The organism is Chitinophaga sp. Cy-1792 (assembly GCF_011752935.1).
Classification (GTDB): Bacteria; Bacteroidota; Bacteroidia; order Chitinophagales; family Chitinophagaceae; genus Chitinophaga.
On record NZ_VWWO01000002.1, the window covers coordinates 2,301,158 to 2,321,608 of the forward strand.

General features: G+C 47.6%; 12 protein-coding genes and 1 pseudogene. 10 read left to right on the forward strand and 3 right to left on the reverse strand.

Going from position 1 to position 20,451, the window contains the following annotated elements:
* Nucleotides 1-18: 18 nt before the first annotated feature.
* The 3 genes from F3J22_RS23410 to F3J22_RS23420 are packed head-to-tail and all read left to right on the forward strand — an operon-like array spanning nt 19 to nt 12,819.
* Nucleotides 19-9,819, forward strand: a complete 9,801-nt coding sequence (locus F3J22_RS23410; protein ID WP_167020348.1) for a gliding motility-associated C-terminal domain-containing protein — start codon at nt 19-21, stop codon at nt 9,817-9,819.
* Between the two features lie 36 nt (nt 9,820-9,855).
* The gene (locus F3J22_RS23415) at nt 9,856-10,839 is read left to right on the forward strand and encodes a type IX secretion system membrane protein PorP/SprF (protein ID WP_240155153.1); all 984 of its coding nucleotides are present in this window, start codon (nt 9,856-9,858) and stop codon (nt 10,837-10,839) included.
* Nucleotides 10,840-10,860: 21 nt separating this feature from the next.
* Complete coding sequence (locus tag F3J22_RS23420) at nt 10,861-12,819, forward strand: OmpA family protein (protein ID WP_167020349.1); 1,959 nt, start codon at nt 10,861-10,863, stop codon at nt 12,817-12,819.
* Nucleotides 12,820-12,859: 40 nt separating this feature from the next.
* Here F3J22_RS23420 and F3J22_RS23430 read toward each other — a convergent pair.
* Nucleotides 12,860-13,908 (reverse strand): annotated as a pseudogene (locus tag F3J22_RS23430) (methyltransferase).
* Between the two features lie 80 nt (nt 13,909-13,988).
* On the opposite strand from F3J22_RS23430, the gene F3J22_RS23435 reads away from it, so the two are divergent.
* Nucleotides 13,989-14,246, forward strand: coding sequence for a hypothetical protein (locus F3J22_RS23435; RefSeq protein WP_167020352.1), 258 nt, complete (start codon nt 13,989-13,991; stop codon nt 14,244-14,246).
* Between the two features lie 83 nt (nt 14,247-14,329).
* Here F3J22_RS23435 and F3J22_RS23440 read toward each other — a convergent pair whose 3' ends face one another.
* Nucleotides 14,330-14,791, reverse strand: a complete 462-nt coding sequence (locus F3J22_RS23440) for a hypothetical protein (protein ID WP_167020353.1) — start codon at nt 14,789-14,791, stop codon at nt 14,330-14,332.
* A gap of 191 nt (nt 14,792-14,982) precedes the next feature.
* On the opposite strand from F3J22_RS23440, the gene F3J22_RS23445 reads away from it, so the two are divergent.
* The 4 genes from F3J22_RS23445 to F3J22_RS23460 all read left to right on the forward strand — a co-directional run bounded on the left by F3J22_RS23445 (nt 14,983) and on the right by F3J22_RS23460 (nt 18,289).
* Nucleotides 14,983-15,660: a hypothetical protein gene (locus F3J22_RS23445; protein WP_167020354.1), complete on the forward strand. Its 678-nt coding sequence runs from the start codon at nt 14,983-14,985 to the stop codon at nt 15,658-15,660.
* A 172-nt stretch (nt 15,661-15,832) separates the two neighbouring features.
* Nucleotides 15,833-16,561, forward strand: a complete 729-nt coding sequence (locus tag F3J22_RS23450; protein ID WP_167020355.1) for a GNAT family N-acetyltransferase — start codon at nt 15,833-15,835, stop codon at nt 16,559-16,561.
* Nucleotides 16,562-16,658: 97 nt separating this feature from the next.
* Entirely contained in the window at nt 16,659-17,399 is a 741-nt protein-coding gene (locus F3J22_RS23455) for a hypothetical protein (RefSeq protein ID WP_167020356.1), read from the forward strand.
* Between the two features lie 140 nt (nt 17,400-17,539).
* Complete coding sequence (locus tag F3J22_RS23460) at nt 17,540-18,289, forward strand: hypothetical protein (RefSeq protein ID WP_167020357.1); 750 nt, start codon at nt 17,540-17,542, stop codon at nt 18,287-18,289.
* 68 nt (nt 18,290-18,357) lie between these two features.
* On the opposite strand, the gene F3J22_RS23465 is transcribed toward F3J22_RS23460, so the two are convergent.
* Nucleotides 18,358-19,224, reverse strand: coding sequence for an SDR family oxidoreductase (locus tag F3J22_RS23465; RefSeq protein WP_167020358.1), 867 nt, complete (start codon nt 19,222-19,224; stop codon nt 18,358-18,360).
* 189 nt (nt 19,225-19,413) lie between these two features.
* Between F3J22_RS23465 and F3J22_RS23470 the strand changes: the two genes are divergently transcribed.
* Nucleotides 19,414-19,776: a MerR family transcriptional regulator gene (locus F3J22_RS23470; protein ID WP_167020359.1), complete on the forward strand. Its 363-nt coding sequence runs from the start codon at nt 19,414-19,416 to the stop codon at nt 19,774-19,776.
* A 109-nt stretch (nt 19,777-19,885) separates the two neighbouring features.
* Nucleotides 19,886-20,449, forward strand: a complete 564-nt coding sequence (locus F3J22_RS23475; protein ID WP_167020360.1) for a hypothetical protein — start codon at nt 19,886-19,888, stop codon at nt 20,447-20,449.
* The last annotated feature ends 2 nt before the right edge of the window (nt 20,450-20,451 follow it).

Sequence of the window (20,451 nt, forward strand, 5' to 3'; positions counted from 1 at the left end):
CAGCTCAACGATACTATTATGACGAAGAAAACATTCCTTGCTATAAAATATTGGTTGACTGCCATACTGCTACTATGCTGTATTACGGGCCTGCAGGCGCAGTCGGGGACCTACAAAAACACCACCGGCGTTAACGGTGACGCCTCGCTGGGCGCAGTTCCGGTGAGCGATATCAGTTTTGCCAATTATCAGTTTCCGATGATCGGGATAGCACTGGCAGCATCAACGCCGGCTATTCAGTCTGACGGATCTTACAATATAACGTATACGTATACACTCAAAAACTATGGGGGTATCGCATTGACGGGTGTACAGGTAGCCTCAGACCTTAGTGCCACTTTCGGCGCGCCGATGTCTTTTACCATAAAATCCATTGGTGGCTCCGGTATCAGCAGCAACAGCAGCTTTACCGGTACCGGCACTGGCGGCAAACAGTTACTGGCTTCCGGCGCTACGCTGGCGGCTGGCGCCAGTGCTACCGTTACAGTGGTCATCAACCTGAAAAACAATCATATTTACGGCACCTTCAATGCCAATGCTACGGCTACTGCCACCGCAGGTACAGGCACGGTTTCGGATGTTTCTGCCAATGGCACCAACCCTGATGCCAATGGCAACGGGGTACCGATGGACGACAGCGCACCAACACCGGTAACCATTTCACCAGCGGAGATCGGTGTTACTAAAACAACACCAACGCTGACTCCATTTGTAGGCGATAATGTCACCTTTACCATCAACGCCAAAAACAGTGGCGGCGATGCTGTCAATGTAATAATTACAGAGCTGCCGGACAATGGCTTTACCTTTGTGTCGGCCACGCCTTCTGTGGGCACCTATAATTCAGCGACGAAAACATGGACCATCCCACAGTTCAATGCCAATGCCAACGCGACACTGACCTATGTGATGACGGTAAATGCCACCGGACCTTACAGCAATAAGGCTTCCAGCAATTACCCGGATGACCCTGCGCCAGGTAATAATGAATCAACTATTACGCTGACGCCTAAACCTTCAGCTGATGTACAGATCGTAAAAACGGTTGATAAAAACAATCCGGATGTATGGACAACGGTAACGTATACACTGAAGGCCACCAATGCCGGCCCTAGTGATGCTGCCAATACCGTGGTGACAGATAAATTACCGACAGGGATAGAACCGGCATCGCCGCTGCCTTCAGGCATGACCTATGATGCCCCTACCCGGACATTCACCTGGAACCTGGGTACCATGACAGCCGGTACCAGCCAGTCCCAGACGATCATAGCAACGGTGCAGGCAGATATTGACCGTGCCAACTTTACCAATACGGCAAAGATTTCTACCACCGATCACGATCCTAAAACAAGTAATAACTCTTCCAGTGTTACCATCACACCGAAAGAAGCAGTAGACCTGCAGGTAACAAAAGATCTTGTTACTACTACAGATCCGCTCCATCCATTGGATCCGGTTTCTTTTGTTATCAAAGTAAAGAACCTTGGCCCTAACAACTGTTATGATGCCAATGTTACAGACTTGCTCACCACTGGTTACAGCTTTGTGAGCGCGTCCATTCCACAGGGTACTTATACACCAGGCACAGGGGTATGGAATATTGGTACTCTCCTGAAAGACCAGGAAGTAACAATGACCATTAAAGCCATTATCACGGCTAAGGTGGATTATGGCAATACAGCCACGACCTCCACAACAGATAATGATAACAATCCTGGCAATAATACGGCCTCTATTGCTACACCTACGGTAAGACCGCTTACAGATCTCCAGGTAACGATTACGCCAAACGGTACCCAGGAAGTAGGCAACAACATCAGTTTTGATGTTGTAGTGAAAAACAATGGCCCGAGTCCGGCCACCACGGTGAGGTTAGACAATGTGCTATTACCGGCTGGTTATACCTTTGTTTCAAAAAGCCAGGCAGGATATAACAGTTCCCTCGGTACCTGGGATATTGGTGATCTTGCGGCAGGCAACAGTGTGACCCTTACGCTTGTAGGAACATTGCTACCAAATGCTGCCAGCTATGACCTGAATGCACATGTTTCAGGTTTGGAAGATGAAGTGACGCTGACCAACAACACTGCCTCCACTTCAATGGCGGTAAAACAGGTAGCTGATCTGGCAATAACAAAAACGGTTGACAATAGCGCACCTGAGGTAGGCCAGACCGTTAATTTCACCATCACGGTTAACAATATCGGGCCTAGCGCTGCAAGTAATGTAGTCGTTACAGAAACTAGCCCTAACGGATATATTTTCAATACGATTACCCCTTCTGTAGGAACTTACAGCAACGGTACCTGGACGATAGGAACGCTGGCGAAAGGCGCTTCTGTCACCCTGAAGATCAATGCCACCGTGTTACCGAATGGGACCTATACGAACACCGCTTCAGTTACCACTACGGATAAAGACCCGAAAACGAGCAACAACAGTGCGTCTGTAACACCAGGTGTTGTGCAACTGGCAGATCTCTCCGTAAAAAAAGATATCAATAATATGAACCCGGATGCAGGCAGCAATGTACAGTTTACACTGACAGCCAGCAATGCCGGCCCTAGTAACGCTACTGGCGTGAAAGTGACTGACCTCTTACCAACAGGGTATGCTTTTGTTAGTGCCAGTCCTACCGGCAAATACAACTCAACCACCGGTATCTGGACCATCGGCACCTTAAACGTAGGCCAATCTACCACGCTTACCATCTCAGCCACGGTGAAACCAACAGGTGTTTACAAAAACACCGCCACTATCAGCGCAGGACAGAAAGATCCTGATCCGTCGAACAACAGCGATTATAAAGATCCTGTTGTCAGACCAGTGGCTGATCTTCAGATCACCAAAACAGTGAGCAATGCGACCCCTGATGAAGGCACAGATGTGGTATACCGCCTCGTAGCACAGAACCTGGGCGTAAGTGACGCTACTAATGTGGTGGTAACAGACCTCCTGCCGTCAGGAGTTACCTATAAACCTACTGCCGCCAGTGCAGCCTACGATAAAAATACCGGCACCTGGAACATCGGAGCATTAGCAGCAAGCAGCAGCAAAACACTGGATATTACTGTCACTGTTAATCCGAATTCCGGTGGTAATGCTATTTTAAACCTGGCCAGGATTGGCGGAACAGAATATGATCCTGTTGATGCCAATAACACATCGCAGGTGAGTTTCGTGCCTGCACCGGTTGCAGACCTCGCCATTACCAAAACCGTTGATAATACTACTCCGGATGTAGGCAGCACCGTAACATTTACACTCACCGCCCAAAATAAAGGCGTAAGCAATGCCACCGGTGTGTATGTAACAGATGCTCTCCCAGGTGGATATACACTCAAAACCGCCACTACTGCCACCGGCACGATCAGCGGCAGTACCTGGACAATCGGTAATATGAGTGTCGGCGCAACAGCAACCGCCACTATCACAGCAGTGGTGAATGCCAGCGGCACTTACACCAATACCGCCACCATCAAAGGCAACGAAGCAGACCGCGACAATTCCAATAATACCGGCAGCGTTACACCAGTACCTGTACGAGTGGCGAACCTCAGCGTTACTAAAACGATCAGCAACGATAATCCGTATGCTGGCAGTACCGTAACCTTTACCATTACCGTCACCAACGCCGGCCCAAGCGCAGCCAACGCTACTTCAGTAACGGAAAAATTACTGAGCGGCTACGAGTTCATCTCTGCATCCACCCTTACTGGTATGTATAATAACATAACCGGCATATGGGCAATCGGCACTATAAACAACGGCGTAACTGCCACCCTGACCATTACCGCCAAAGTATTGCCTACAGGCGATTACAACAACCAGGCAGTGGTCAGCTCTTCGGTGAAGGATAATGATCCTAGTGACAATACCGCGCCTATTGTACCTCCTGTGGTTCGTCCGGTAACAGACCTGACACTTACCAAAACGGTGGATAAATCAACAACAGATGCCGGCACACAGGTGACATTTACACTGGTGGCCGTTAACAACGGACCTAGCGCTGCTACCAATGTAGTCGTGAATGATCCGCTGCCTACCGGATTTAAGTTCATCAGCGCTGATCCTGGCTATGATGCAACTACCGGTATCTGGACCATCGGTAACCTCGCCAGTGGTATACCACAAACTTTAACCATCACTGTACTGGTTAATCCGGAAGGAGATTATACCAATACCGCTGTTATCAGCGGTCAGGAATATGATCCTAACACCGGCAACAACACAGGCACTGCAACGGTGACACGTACCGCAGTAGCAGACCTGGAAGTAATAAAAACAGTTGACAAAGCTACCCCTGATGCAGGAAGCAACGTCACCTTCACCATCACCGCTATTAACCATGGCGCCAGCAAGGCGACCGGTGTAACAGTAACGGATATACTCCAGGATGGCTACGACTATGTAAGCGATGGTCCTTCCGTTGGAACCTATAGCAACGGCATATGGACGATCGGAGACATGGAAATCGGCGGCAATGCTACCCTGAAGATCACTGCCAAAGTGAAGGCCACCGGCAATTACCATAATGAGGCAACCATTACAGGCAATGAAATTGACAGGGTGCCTGCAAACAATTACCGTGATGTGACGCCAGTACCGGTGCCAGTAGCTGACCTTAGCGTAACTAAAACCATCAGCAACGCCAGCCCGGATGCAGGCAGCAACGTAACCTTTACCATTACCGCCAACAATGCAGGGCCTAGTGAGGCTGACAATGTAACGGTAACGGATATATTACAGGATGGATATGAATTTATCGCTGCTACACCTTCCGTAGGTACATATAATAATACTACCGGTGTATGGACGATCGGCACCATGACCAATGGACAAAATAACACACTGACCATCGTAGCCAAAGTATTGCCTACCGGCAATTACAACAATACGGCCACTATCACTTCACCAGTGAAGGATATTGACCTGACAAACAATACCGCTCCTATTGTACCTCCGGTGGTTCGTCCGGTAACAGACCTGACGCTCACCAAGTCGGTGGATAAATCAACAACAGATGCCGGTACACAGGTGACGTTTACACTGGTGGCCGGTAACAGCGGCCCGAGCGATGCTACCAATGTAGTCGTTGATGATCCACTTCCTACCGGTTTCAAATTCATCAGCACATCTGGTACTTATGACGAGACAACTGGTAAATGGACCATCGGTAACCTCGCCAGTGGTATACCACAAACTTTAACCATCACTGTACTGGTTAATCCGGAAGGAGATTATACCAATACCGCTGTTATCAGCGGTCAGGAATATGATCCTAACACCGGCAACAACACCGGCACTGCAACGGTGACACGTACTGCAGTAGCAGACCTGGAAGTAATAAAAACAGTTGACAAAGCTACCCCTGATGCAGGAAGCAACGTCACCTTCACCATTACCGCTATCAACCATGGCGCCAGCAAGGCGACCGGTGTAACAGTAACGGATATACTACAGGATGGCTACGACTATGTCAGCGACGCTCCTTCTGTTGGAACCTATACCAGCGGCGTTTGGACGATCGGAGACATGGAAATCGGCGGTTTCGCCACGATGACCATCGTTGCCAAAGTAAAAGCCACCGGCAATTACCATAATGAGGCAACCATCAAAGGCAATGAAATTGACAGGGTGCCTGCAAACAATTACCGTGATGTGACGCCAGTACCGGTGCCAGTAGCTGACCTTAGCGTAACTAAAGCCATCAGCAACGATAAACCGGACGCAGGCAGCAACGTAACCTTTACCATTACCGCCAACAATGCCGGGCCTAGTGAGGCTGACAATGTAACGGTAACGGATATATTACAGGATGGATATGAATTTATCGCTGCTACACCTTCCGTAGGTACATATAATAATACTACCGGTGTATGGACGATCGGTACCATGGCCAATGGACAAAAAACCACGCTGACCATCGAAGCCAAAGTATTACCTACCGGCAATTATAACAATACAGCCACTATCACTTCACCTGTGAAGGATATTGACCTGACAAACAATACTGCTCCTATTGTACCTCCGGTGGTTCGTCCGGTAACAGACCTGACACTTACCAAAACGGTGGATCAATCAACAACGGATGCAGGTACACAGGTAACATTTACACTGATAGCCGGCAATAAAGGCCCTAGCGATGCTACCAATGTAGTCGTTAATGATCCACTTCCTACCGGTTTCAAATTCATCAGCACATCTGGTGCCTATGATGAGACAACTGGTAAATGGACCATCGGTAACCTGGCCAGTGGTATTTCACAAACTTTAACCATCACTGTACTGGTTAATCCGGAAGGAGACTATACCAATACCGCTGTTATCAGCGGCCAGGAATATGATCCTAACAACGGCAACAACACCGGCACTGCAACGGTGACACGTACTGCAGTGGCTGACCTGGAAGTAACCAAGACTGTCGATAACAATACACCTGATGTAGGCACCAACGTTACCTTCACCATCACCGCCACCAACCATGGCGCCAGCAAGGCTACCGGTGTAACGGTGACGGATGTACTCCCTGACGGCTACGACTATGTAAGCGACGCTCCTTCCGTTGGAACCTATACCACCGGCGTTTGGACGATCGGAGACATGGAAATCGGCGGTTTCGCCACGATGACCATCGTTGCCAAAGTAAAAGCCACCGGCAATTACCATAATGAGGCAACCATCAAAGGCAATGAAATTGACAGGGTTCCTGCAAACAATTACCGTGATGTGACGCCAGTACCGGTGCCAGTAGCTGACCTTAGCGTAACTAAAGCCATCAGCAATGATAAACCGGACGCAGGCAGCAACGTAACCTTTACCATTACCGCCAACAATGCAGGGCCTAGTGAGGCTGACAATGTAACGGTAACGGATATATTACAGGATGGATATGAATTTATCGCTGCTACACCTTCCGTAGGTACATATAATAATACTACCGGTGTATGGACGATCGGTACCATGGCCAATGGACAAAAAAACACGCTGACCATCGAAGCCAAAGTATTACCTACCGGCAATTATAACAATACAGCCACTATCACTTCACCTGTGAAGGATATTGACCTGACAAACAATACCGCTCCTATTGTACCTCCGGTGGTTCGTCCGGTAACAGACCTGACACTTACCAAAACGGTGGATAAATCAACAACGGATGCAGGTACACAGGTAACATTTACACTGATAGCCGGCAATAAAGGCCCTAGCGATGCTACCAATGTAGTCGTGGATGATCCACTTCCTACCGGTTTCAAATTCATCAGCACATCTGGTGCCTATGACGAGACAACTGGTAAATGGACCATCGGTAACCTGGCCAGTGGTATATCACAAACTTTAACCATCACTGTACTGGTTAATCCGGAAGGAGATTATACCAATATCGCTGTTATCAGCGGCCAGGAATATGATCCTAACACCGGCAACAACACCGGCACTGCAACGGTGACACGTACTGCAGTGGCAGACCTGGAAGTAACCAAGACCGTCGATAACAATACACCTGATGTAGGCACCAACGTTACCTTCACCATCACCGCCACCAACCATGGCGCCAGCAAGGCGACCGGTGTAACGGTTACAGATGTACTCCCAGACGGCTACGACTATGTAAGCGACGCTCCTACCGTTGGAACCTATACCAGCGGCGTCTGGACCATCGGCAACATGGACATTGACGGATCTGCCACCATGAAGATCACGGCTAAGGTAAGGGCTACGGGCAACTACAAAAACCTGGCAACAATCGCCGGAATTGAGATAGACAGAGACCTTACCAATAATACCAGGGACGTTACACCAATACCGGTGCCAGTGGCTAACCTCAGTGTAACTAAAACGATCAGCAATGCTACGCCGGATGCAGGCAGTGAAGTAACATTCACGATTACTGCTACCAACGCAGGCCCAAGCGATGCCACCGGGGTAACGGTAACGGATATACTCCAGGATGGATACAAACTGCCTAAGGCGGTATCTTCCATCGGTACATACGATATCAACACCGGTATCTGGACGATTGGCACACTGGCAAACGGTCAGTCAGCCACATTGACGATCACCGCCACCGTGCAGCCATCAGGCAATTACAATAACACCGCCACTATTAAAGGCAATGAAAAGGATAAAACACCAGGAGATGACGCTAGCAGCATCGTTCCCCCGGTACCGGTACCAGTGGCTGATCTCAGCATAATCAAAACTATCAGCAATAATGTACCTGGCACCGGCGACCTCGTCAGCTTTAAAGTAGTGGTGAAAAACAACGGACCTAGCACTGCCACCAATGTTAGTGTGACAGATGTGATGCAGAGCGGATTCACCTACCAGCAGTCCGATGTTGATAAAGGCAGCTTCACCAGCAGCAACGGCATCTGGACGATCGGTACACTGGCAGCAGGAGAAACCGCCACATTACAGGTAGACGCATGGGTGAATACCACCGGCATCTATATCAATACTGCTACCGTAAAAGGCACGGAGAAAGATCCGGACCTTACCAACAATAGCCAGGAAGTGAAGATTACGCCTGACCCTATCGCCGACCTGCATGTCAGCAAAACAGTATCCAACATGGCGCCACCACATGGCTCCGATGTCACCTTTACTGTGGTTGCCGGCAACGACGGCCCAAGCGATGCAACAGGTGTAACGGTAACGGATATACTCCCTCAAGGGTACGACCATCCTAAGGCTACCACTTCCACCGGCAGCTACGACCCTGCTACCGGCATATGGACCATCGGTAACATGGCCAAAGGTGCTACAGCTACCATGACCATCACCGTCACTGTCAACAAAACAGGGCCATATACCAATACTGCTGTTATCAAAGGAAATGAAACAGATAGAAATACGGCCAACAACACCGCCAGTGTTACACCGGTACCAGTACCGCTGCATACCAACGATGATGCGGCCAGTACCGAAGAACCAGATCCTGTAACGATTGATGTAGTGAAAAATGATGTTTATGGAAATACCGGACATACCGTATTTATCAAAGACAAACCACTCCATGGAACAGTTACAGATAATGGCGATGGTACCGTGACGTATACACCGGATGCCGGCTTCGGCGGTACGGACTACTTCACGTACTATATCCAGGACCAGTCCGGCTTCGCGTCCAATGTTTCTACGGTTACCATCGATGTTACCAAACGCCTGGTAGACCTCTCTATCAAAAAGGTAATTGTTACGCCTCCGGCAGAAATTGCAGTAGGTAAAAACGTAACCTTCGAACTCACCGTCACCAACAACAGCCGTAAAGGCGCCAGTGGCGTGGTTGTTACAGACATCCTTGCCAATAATGTGGGTGACTCAGAGATCAAGACACAGACAGATAACGGTAAAGAAGGCTATGATCCTGTATCTAAAACCATGAGCTGGAAGATAGATACACTGGCACCAGGCCAGACTGTGAAGCTACTGGTGACAGCTAAACTCCTCAGCGGCGGACAGGTAAACAATACCGCTACCGTTGCCGGCAAAAATTCGGATCCTGATCCTGACAACAACACCGCGACTGTCAGTGCACCGGTTAAAGGCGCCGACATCTTTGTTCCTACGGCCTTCACGCCTAACGGCGATGGTATCAATGATAAGTTTGTGATACTGGGTATAGACAGATATCCGAATTCACAGCTGATCATCTGGAACCGATGGGGCAACGTGGTATATCGTTCCAACGACTACCGTAACGGATGGGATGGTTCCGGCCTCAATGAAGGGACTTACTACTATGAACTGATATGTCCTTCCAATGATGGCAAAATATCCCTGAAAGGATGGGTACAATTAGTACGATAACCACGATAAGAAGGAAGCTGTATGCAAAACTTTAAAATGAAACTATTACCAATGAATAAAGTCCTGACTGTCCTGTTTTTCATCCTGTGCGGAGTTACCGCCTCCGCACAGCAGGATGCGCAGTTTAGCCAGTATATGTTTAACGGGATCTATGTAAATCCCGCATATGCCGGCTACCGCGAGCAATGGAACATCCACGCCTTTTACCGTAACCAGTGGACCAGTCTGCCCGGCGCGCCGAAAACCTTTTCCGTAGCGGCAGAAGGTACTGCCAATAACGATCGTGTAGGCCTTGGCGTTCAGGTAATGAGTGATAAACTCGGTGCCTCCAATACCACCTCCGGTTACCTTACCTATGCCTATCGCATACCCATGAACGAAGATGGCTCTTCCCGGCTGGCAGTAGGCATCAGCGGCGGGTTCCTCCAGCAGCGCCTGGATGTTTCCCTGCTGACAACCTCTTCATCTACCGTAGACCCGGCATTGGTAAACGGGGAAAACAACCGCACCGTTCCTGATGCACGCTTTGGTATCTTCTACAACCGCGAACGCTTCTATGCCGGTATTTCTGCTTCTAACCTGCTCTCGCAGTCGTTCCAGAAATCACAGGCTTTAAAGGAATATCTTCCCTTAAAACCACACCTCTATTTCACCATGGGCGGACTGGTACCCTTATCAGAAGAACTGCTCCTGAAGCCCAGTGTGTTAATTAAGGAAGACCTGGCCGGCCCTACCAGCGTAGACCTTAACGCGTTTGTACTCATCAGCCAGAAACTCTGGCTGGGAGCATCCTACAGGTCTACCTACCTCAGAAAATCAAACCTGGAAGCGAATCTCAAAAAACCATCGGCACTGGTATTTATGGCAGAAATATTTGTGAACGACAAACTACGCCTGGGATATGCCTATGATATGACGATGAATGGAACGGCAGCCACCAGCTACCCTACCCACGAGCTGTCTATCGGTTATTTCTTCAAGCGCAGAAATGCAAGAATGATGTCGCCACGCTATTTCTAACGATAGAAAACCTAATGCCCAATGAATAAGATTCCATTCCAAAAATATATACCGCAACTGGCGCTGTTGCTGGCAGCCACCGCAGCAGGACTTTCTGCGCACGCCCAATACGCCTATACGGAAGGCAACAATGCCTTTAAGCTGTACAACTTCGAAAAAGCCAAACCACTTTTTGAAAAGGCCTATAATAAAAAACCCAGCGCCAAATCAGCGCTGGGTGCGGCAGAGAGCTACCGCCTGACAAAAGATTACCTGAACGCAGAGATCTGGTACAGCCACCTGTTACAAACAGGAGAATATACACCGCTGGATGAACTGCACTATGCAGCCATCCTGATGAACAACGGTAAATATGATACAGCCGCTATTCATCTACATCATTACCTGCAAAGTAAACCGGGCGATCCGCTTGCACTTAATATGGTAACCGGATGTGAAACAGCCGCTAAAGTGCTGGCAAGCCCCGTTCCGGGCCAGCTCGAAAACATGGCAGCACTCAATTCTCCCTTTAGCGACTGGAGCATTACGAAGCTGGGTGATAAATATATTTTTGCCTCCGACAGACCGTTCAGGGATATACGAAAATCCCCCTTCTTCAGCAACGACCGGGATATCCGGAAGAAGATGTATACCTGGACAGGCAACAGCTATCTCCATTTATACGAAAGTAATGGCGACAGTGCAGATATAAAACCTATGCAGCGGGCAGGCGTCAACGGGCAATACCACAGCAGCAATGCCACCTATAACGCCGACGGATCTACGATGTTTCTGGCAGTGACCAGGCTGAAAATGCGACCGGCCTCTGTTCTGGGGAAAGACTCCATTCTCACCATGAACATCTCTGTTAAAGAGCTGCATAAAAATGATAAACAACAGTGGGACATCTACCCGGAAATCCCTTTTAACGCCACTTTACAATATTCTGTTGGCGATCCATGGGTAAATGCCAGTGGAGATACCCTGTATTTTGTTGCGAGCCAGGGGCCCGACCACCAGGGCGGAACAGATATCTATTACGCCGTGAAGAAAGACAGTGCCTGGGGCGCTCCTGTCAACATGGGCAAAACAATCAATACTACCGGTAACGAACGTACGCCGGCATTTGATAAAAACGGGAATCTCTATTTCGCCAGCGACGGGCATCCCGGTATCGGCGGACTGGATATCTTCAAAGCTACACCGGATGCAGGCAGCTGGAAAATCGTACACCAGGGTGTGCCGGTAAACAGCACACATGACGACTTCGCCCCTGCCCTGCTGGATAGCGGACTGTATTTTGCTTCTAACCGTGATGGCGGATTGGGTAGTGATGATATATATAGATTTATTCCCGCGAAGCCAGTATTCAGTATTACAGGGATTGTTACAGACAGAAATTCAGGTAAACCGCTACCTGCTGTTGAAGTGACACTGTTAAATAAAACAACGGGCACTAACGTCATCGTACAAACGAATACGGAAGGCCGATATAAAATCCCGGTAACCAACGACGCTGTTTATGAGCTGACGTTCACCAAACCTAAGTACAGCACTATTGCACGGGATACAGTTTCGTTGCATAACTACACCACATCTGCAGATATACCCCATGATAAAGTAATGGACCATCCGGAACTGCATAAGCCGTACAAGCTGGAAAACATTTACTTCGATCTTGGTAAATCGGATATCAGGCCAGATGCCGCCAAAGAGCTGGATAAACTGGTAGAGCTACTCCAGGATAATCCCAGCTGGGAGATTGAACTGGGCGCACATACCGATTCCAGGGCCAACGACGCTTACAACATGGCCCTCTCCCAACGTCGTGCAGCCGCCACCGTTGCCTACCTGGTAAAAAATGGTATCAGCGCAAAACGACTCACCGCCAAAGGTTATGGCGAAACCAAACTGTTGAATAAATGTGCCAATGGCGTACCATGTTCTGAAGAAATGCATATGCAGAACAGACGTACAGAATTTACCATTACCAAATACTAGGCATAACAACCACATAATGGCAGAAGGCTGGTCTCTACTTTCAGAGATCAGCCTTTTGCAATTCCAGTATACTGATGGTAGCGGTGCTGAGGCGCACCAGCTTATTGATGGTGAAACCCGCCTCCCTGGCCAGACTTTCAAACTCCAATGCGGAACGCTCTTTGCCTTTCAGCAGGGTCAGCATGATGAGGTCGGTATAGACGGCGTCTGCTGCGGTAGGGTCGCCGGGAATGATGACCGGATCAATAATCAGGAGCCTGGCAGATGCAGACATCGCCTGGTAGCAGTTTTTAAGAATACGTAGTGCATCACATCACTCCAGTCGTGCAGGATATATTTCAGCATATACAGCTCAAAGCCTGCCGGGATATTGTCGAAGAAATCGCCGCCGATGGCGTGGCATCGTTCCTTTAGTCCTTGCAGGTAGATGTTTTCCATCGTTTTGGGCAACAGTGATTCCTGGTCCAGTACTACCCCGCCGGCATCTGTATTACGTTGCAGGATGGCGGTGAGTAATGCGCCGTTTCCACCGGCAATATCAAGGATTTTAGTGTATGGACTGAAGTCATATCCTTCCAGGATGGCGTTTACCTGGAATTCGGAGATGCCCGTCATGGCTTTATTGAAGGTAGCCGCCTTTTCGGGATGCTCGCTGAAATATACCCACATCGGTAACTGGTGCACCAGATCGAAGGCCGGTTCGCCCGTGCGCAGCGTATGAAGGATGTTGGCGAAGGCATCGTACTGGTCCTTCATGATGAAAGTGATAAAAGCGTGCATACTGCCCGGTTGTCCGGGCGACAGGGAAGCCGCCAGCTCCGTGGATACAAAGACGCGTCCGGAAGATTCCCGCAGGAGCCCGGCAGCAGTAAGTACCTGGAAAAAGCGGTAGAGCAGGTCTTCCCTGGTATTCGTAGACCTGGCTATTTCAGAAATGTGCAGGGGGCCATTGGCCAGCAGGTCGATGAGGTTTAATTCTACGCATACCCGCAGGCAGCAGGCCAGTTTATGCGCCTGTAATGCCTTGATGACAAAATTACCGGAATTCAAAATGGCTGAGGTAGACATGAGGATAGTGATTTGTCCCATTAAGAAACATGATTACACTGAAATGGCATCTCATGAACCCCTTTCCCGGTTAATTTGTAATATATATAAACACCTGTCTTATGACTACTACAGAAATCACTGTTTATATCGATAACAAACCTTACCGTTTTCAGGTACAGGTAGATGAACAAAAAGATTCTACCACCTATAAGGTGGACCCGGCAAAAGATATGCATCCCGAGCCCGACTTTGTTCCACCACACCTGGAATTCAACCTGAACGGGCAGCTGACCCTGAAGGAAAAGCTGAAAACCGCAGAGCAGGAACAGGTCGCCCGACTGGTATGGCAGGAAATACTGGATAAGATGAATCCCTGAAATGACTCATAACATTTACCACTATACGAAATCAGTTGGGACCGCACTTCCCGGTGCTATCCCAACTGTTGCTGCATATATTCTTACAGCGCCAGTCCTATTTCAACAGACTGGGTTGTAATATCAGCAGCTGTTAAGGTCTTGTGATTGGCCAGCTGTACACCAGTAGAAGCCACGCTTCCCCAGATACTTACCACATCACCCACCACGCAGTTGTACACGATGGGAACCTGTACCCCATTAGAGCATTGAACAACCACAGGACCATCCAGCGTGCCATCAATATGCTGCACATACAGGTTAATACCTGTTACCAGCAACTGCGCTACCGGGGAACATACATCCAGCGAAATTCCAAGTACAGAAACTACTTTCACCGTAAAGAGAACATTGGTACCTCCCGGAGGCAATGGATGCGTAAAATGGGAGAATTGGGTATCAAGATACCAAAGCGACGTGCCAGCGGCACTTTTAGCGGCCGCCTGTGCATTGTACTGCAACAGTAGCAGGCCGGCAGCAACCAGTAAGAATCTAAGTGCTTTCATGAGGGAAAAGTGGTTTTAATAAATGCCTACTCTTTTTGCAGGTTTTCGGCTTCGCCTGTTATTACATAGCGATAAATGTATAGACTGAATATGGTACTACTGCTGCAGTAACAGTTTGATAACCTGAATAGCCATTTGGGTAAAATCACAGATTATATTAATTTGGCTGACAGCTATTAAAACTATACCCTATGAAATTATTAACCTATGCGCTCCCTGCATTGCTATGTCTGTTGGCTGCCTGCGGCCCCGACAAAGTAGCAATCAGCTATAAAGGGTCATTCTGTGACAAGCACACTGTAAAAATCGATGACACCCTGTTGCTCAAATCTGTCAAAGACACGCTATATCCCAGCCATACACTATTTGCAGGAAAACACACCCTCACCATTGATGGCGGTAAACCGGAAACATTTGAGATCAGTGACAGTTGTATCCTGAATATCGCACATGAGGAGTTTGTAATATTCCCCATAAAATATTCAACTGAAAAAAATTATGACTACCTGGTAACAGGAATGACCAATGTTATACAAATTGATTCTTTTGTCGTGGGCCGTTGCGAAGCTTTCGAGGAATTGGGTAAAGGCCTTAAAAAAACAAAACTGGATGGCTGGCCGGAAGGCATAGACAGAAACCAGATGCGGCTGGAACTGGAAAAAACAGACAGTAATAAGCTTGTCATTGCGAAGCAATGGGATTTTAGTATAGATGAAAAAATCCCGGTATCTATAAATACGCTTTTAGAGAAAGGTTTTACCAACTTTACCACGTATAAGCTAAAAGTGGCACCCGCAAAGGCATTCCTGCTTTATGCCCAATCATCATCAATGTATACTGCAAAACCATTTGCCGATCTTCCGGATTGATTATTTAACAGATAAAATATTTACTGTAGATGCCGGGGAGATGATCTCCGGCATTTCTTTTCATCAACATGATCTCTGCCTGAAATATTATAAATCACATTTAAAATAATATAACCGTAACCGTTATTTTCTCCTGAACTTAGCAGCGCCAAACATTTACAAACCTAATCAGATGGATCACGTTACAAGAAATATAAATAACCTGACTACGCTATGGGAAACGGTAGGGACTGCATTCAATACCTTGCATAAAGAAACATTATACAATTATTGCTATGTTCCCGGGTCTGACTGGCCAAACAGGGTATGGTTATCTCCCGGCGCCGGCGAGGAAGCCGTATTACAGGCGATAGCAGCCGTAAAAACACTTCCGCATAAACTAACGTACAGTCACTGGAGTGGTATCGATGAAGCCGAACCATCGCTGTTTGAAAATGCCGGTCTGGCGCTGAAATCGACGCAGGTTGGTATGTCGCTGCCATTGCAGGCGCCCCTTCCTGAACCGGGCCGGTTGCAATTGAGAAGGATTCAGGATGTATCACAGGCAGCTACCTGGGAAACCTTGTACCCGCAAAGCTTTGGCTATAGGATTTCCGCGGAAACGGTTGTCCGCACGATGCAGCAAATTCCTTACTTTCTTATTCACTTCGGACAGGAAGTTATCGGTACTGTCATAGCTAAACGTACCGGCGAGATAATAGGTGTTCATGCACTAGGCATTATTCCTGCTTTCCGTAAGAGAGGTTTTGCGGAAGAAGCCATGGCCGTACTTTTAAATGCTGCCCGGGAAAATGGCGCCACCCTGGCAACGCTGCAGGCTTCGCAGCTGGGAAAAGGCATCTATAGCCGTATGGGCTTCAGTGATGATTTTGTAGTGAGGAATTATCATCTGCCTGCTTAAAACAGCGTAAAAAATACCCGCTATCTTTTTTTGTCGGGCCGCCATAATATTACCATAATTATATATATCTTCTGGGGAAATTTAAAATCCCTACAATATGAGCAGATCAGTATTTAATTATGGCGGCATTTTCCTGCCTGCGGGGCTGTTATTGAGCACCTGCCTGTTTTTTCAATGCAGTAAGCCGGACCAGGCAACAACGGCAAAATACCCTATTGATAAGACCAAAGCGGCGGCACATGTGGTCAGCGCCGGAGAGATCAACGATTTTAAAACGACCCTGGCGGCACGCATAGCGGCCTTACCGCAGGGCCGGCTGGCCAGCGGCACACTTCATTTAACTCCCAGCACCTATTTCCCGGTTACCGCCCTCCGCGACCTCCTGCATCAGCCAGGCGTAGCGGGTATCCATATCTATACCGGCAGACAAACCGATGGCAGCACCACACTTTTCATGGTGGCAGCCGACGCAGGCAAAAAGGATATTCCGGGCAACATCCAGGGACCTGCCGGCAGCATGGAACTAGCTACCGCAAGAACGCTCAGCAGCAGCTTCAGGACAAGTACCGCCAGCGTAAATAACCTGAACCTCCCCGCTGATGAATTATTCAACCGGGATGCGATCGAACTGCTCATACAGCGCCCGGAGGTAGCCGGCGTAAGAATTTATTGGGGCAGCACCAGCGGTAAAGGCTGTATGATCCTCCTACCAGTTAATGCCGCCGGTAACGATATGCATATCAGCTTACTCCGGGAGGCAGCAGCTGATACCACCGGTGGCGACGGATTGGAGAAAGGTACTGGTGACCCAACCGGAGGATTAATCACGAATCCGTAAGCCAGTTAATTTCGTATATCTGGTCTGTTAGCAGTGCTAACAGACCATTAAAACCGGGTATACTTATCTACTGTTTTTCATGCCATAATATAGCAGGGGCATGCCATATCTTCTGAAAGAATTTCAAACCCCCATATATTATGAGAAAATTTATCACTAAAAAAAGCCGGGTATTAATTCCGGCAGGACTGCTACTGAGCACCTTCTTCTTCTATCAGTGTAGTAAATCAGACCAGGCTGCAGCAGTAAAATACAGTATTGACAAAAGCAAAGCAGCAGTGCATGTTGTCAGTGCTGATGAGATCAGCAATTTTAAGTCTACCCTTTCCACAAGAATGGCAGCTTTACCACAGGGCCGGCTGGCCAGTAGTACGCTCACTTTAACACCCAGCACCTATTTTCCCATCAGCGCATTACGGCAGTTATTGTCTCAACCAGGTGTAGCCGGCATCCGCTTCTATACCGGCAGGCAAACCGATGGCAGCACTACCCTTTTCATGGTAGCTGCAGATGCAGACCAGTCTGATATCACCAACAGGATAATCGGGCCATCAGGAAGCATGGAACTGGCCACAGCAAAGGCACTTTCAACCAGCTTCAAAGCCAGTATTGCCACAGTCAATAACCTGAACCTGCCCGCCTATGAATTGTTTAACCGCGACGCAATGGAATTGCTGGCACAACGTTCAGATATTACCGGTATAAGAATATACTGGGGCAGCACTAACAGCAACGCCTGTATGATCCTGCTGCCTGTTGATGCCGCAGGTAACGATATGCAAATCAGCCTGCTGAAGGATGCAGCGCCTGTTACCCCCGGAAAAGACGGTGGTGGCGATGGCATGGAGAGAGGCAATGGAAAAACCGGACGTATGATGATCAATCCATGAAATAACAGGAATAGTTTAGTTTACAGGTTACAACATGCCGGGTTTATTCCCCCATGTTGTAGCCTGTTTTACAAGTAAGGCTTCACTATGCTGGCACAATAATCCCAAACCAGCTGTTCATGCTGAGTTGAGTAATACTTATCATCCGCCTTTTCTATTTTTTCCCTGCTGCCGAAGAACTCCCCTGATATACCCTGTACTTCCGGAGCGGTAGCCAGATAAATACTTGTTCTTGCACCATCTTCTACTTTATCCATGAAACGGAGCGCAATTTTAAAAATCATATTAATGAAGAATCCTTTGTCGGCATCCTGTCCGAAATTGGTAGCAACAGCGCCCGGGTGACAGGCATTCACGGTTACATTATTGATTCCATTTTCTTTCAGTTGTTTTGCAAAATACCTGGTTATCCAGATCAGGTAGAGTTTGGACAAACCGTAAGCCCTGTCAGGCTTATAGGTCTTTTCCAACTGAAAGTCTGTAAAGTCAGGCTTGCCGCCTCGTTTATGCATAGCAGAAGAAACATTGATTATCCTGGCGGCCGGACTTTTCTGCAAGACGCCCAGCAAAGATTGCATCAATAAAAACGGGGCAAATAAATTGAGGGTAATTGTTTTCTCCAAACCTTCTGCGGTTGTTTCCCTTACTTTATTAAAGAATGCACCTGCATTGTTTATTAATACATCCAAACGTTTATACCTGGATGTAAACAGGTCTATTGCTTTGCGGGTATCGGCCAAAGACAATAAATCTGCAATTAACAGATCTATTTTATCATTGCCCGTCTCTGCCATTATCTCCTGTTTTACAGCCTCCGCCTTCTTTTCATTTCTGCCATGAATAATAACTGTATGACCTGCCTTTGCCAGCGCCATAGCGGTTGCTTTACCAATACCATCTGTTGCCCCGGTAATCAGGATTATTTTATCTGCCATTGTGATGTTTATTAAGATGTAAAATATGATCCGGGAATTTACCAGACGCAGGCTGGTATTACCCGTTGAGCCAGTAATAACTACTGCTATTTTCCTTGGCTGATGCAAAAATATGGCATACATTTACAACACACAAGTATAGACTACACTCTATACTTTAATATTTTTTGTTAAATTTTTCTAAACAGTATGCTGATAAACGAATTAGCTAAAAAAACAGGCGTAACGATCCATACCATCCGGTATTATGAGAACCTGGGGTTGATACAGGGCTTCGTAAACGATCAGGTAAAAAGCAATAACTACAAGCATTATGATGACAATGTTGCGGAAAGACTTGAAATTATCCTGGAAGCAAAGGAGGTTGGTTTTACCTTGGCTGAAATAAGAAAATTACTCGAAAGCTGGTATGGTACCACTTCTTCCCGTGAGGAGCAGGTACAGCTATTTACTGCAAAAATTGAAGAAATCGAAGATAAGATTAAGCAATTGAAGCAGGTGAAAAAGCGGCTGGAAAAGGTAGTGAAGGAATTACGGGATAATAAATGTTGATCTGCTGCCATTTTTCATATTGTTCCAAACCAGTAATCGTTTTTTCACGTAACTGAGTATAGTTATTTAAGGTAGCCACCACGTTCCGCAATATTTAAAATGGAAGACGATGCGATATTACGAAGAAACCGCCAGGGAGATAATACAGGTATTCAAGTTAAATCCGAAGGTCATTCTGAATTGGCGGTTCAAGAAAAAGATCCCGGACCGTTACTTATACTATAATTTCCCCAAGAATATTACAACAGCCGCCGAAACCGACGAGCTAAAGCGGCTATGTGATATTTTAAAGTCCGGGCTAATAAATATCCCTGCCTTCTGCCGGCGTGAAAACATAGCATTACAGCGTATCCTGAAATATTTTTCCGGCAACGGAGCTTTATATCGTGAGGATCTTATTGCAATCAGAAATACTGCAGACAATATACAGTTGGAAGTGAAAGCCGTTGCGGATGGTCTTGTTCAACCGAAATTATCACCGAAAGTCTTATTAAAAACAAGGCAACTACTTAACCGGGAAGAAATAAACTGGGCTTATCTTTTTTCGGGAGATAATCAGCATTTAACCATGTTGAATAATTGGAAAGATGAGGAACAGGCCACCCTATCCAAAGAAGCCAGGGAGCAGCTTTCCGGCGCTTTGCAACGATTCCTTTCTCTTACAGCCTTTTAGCA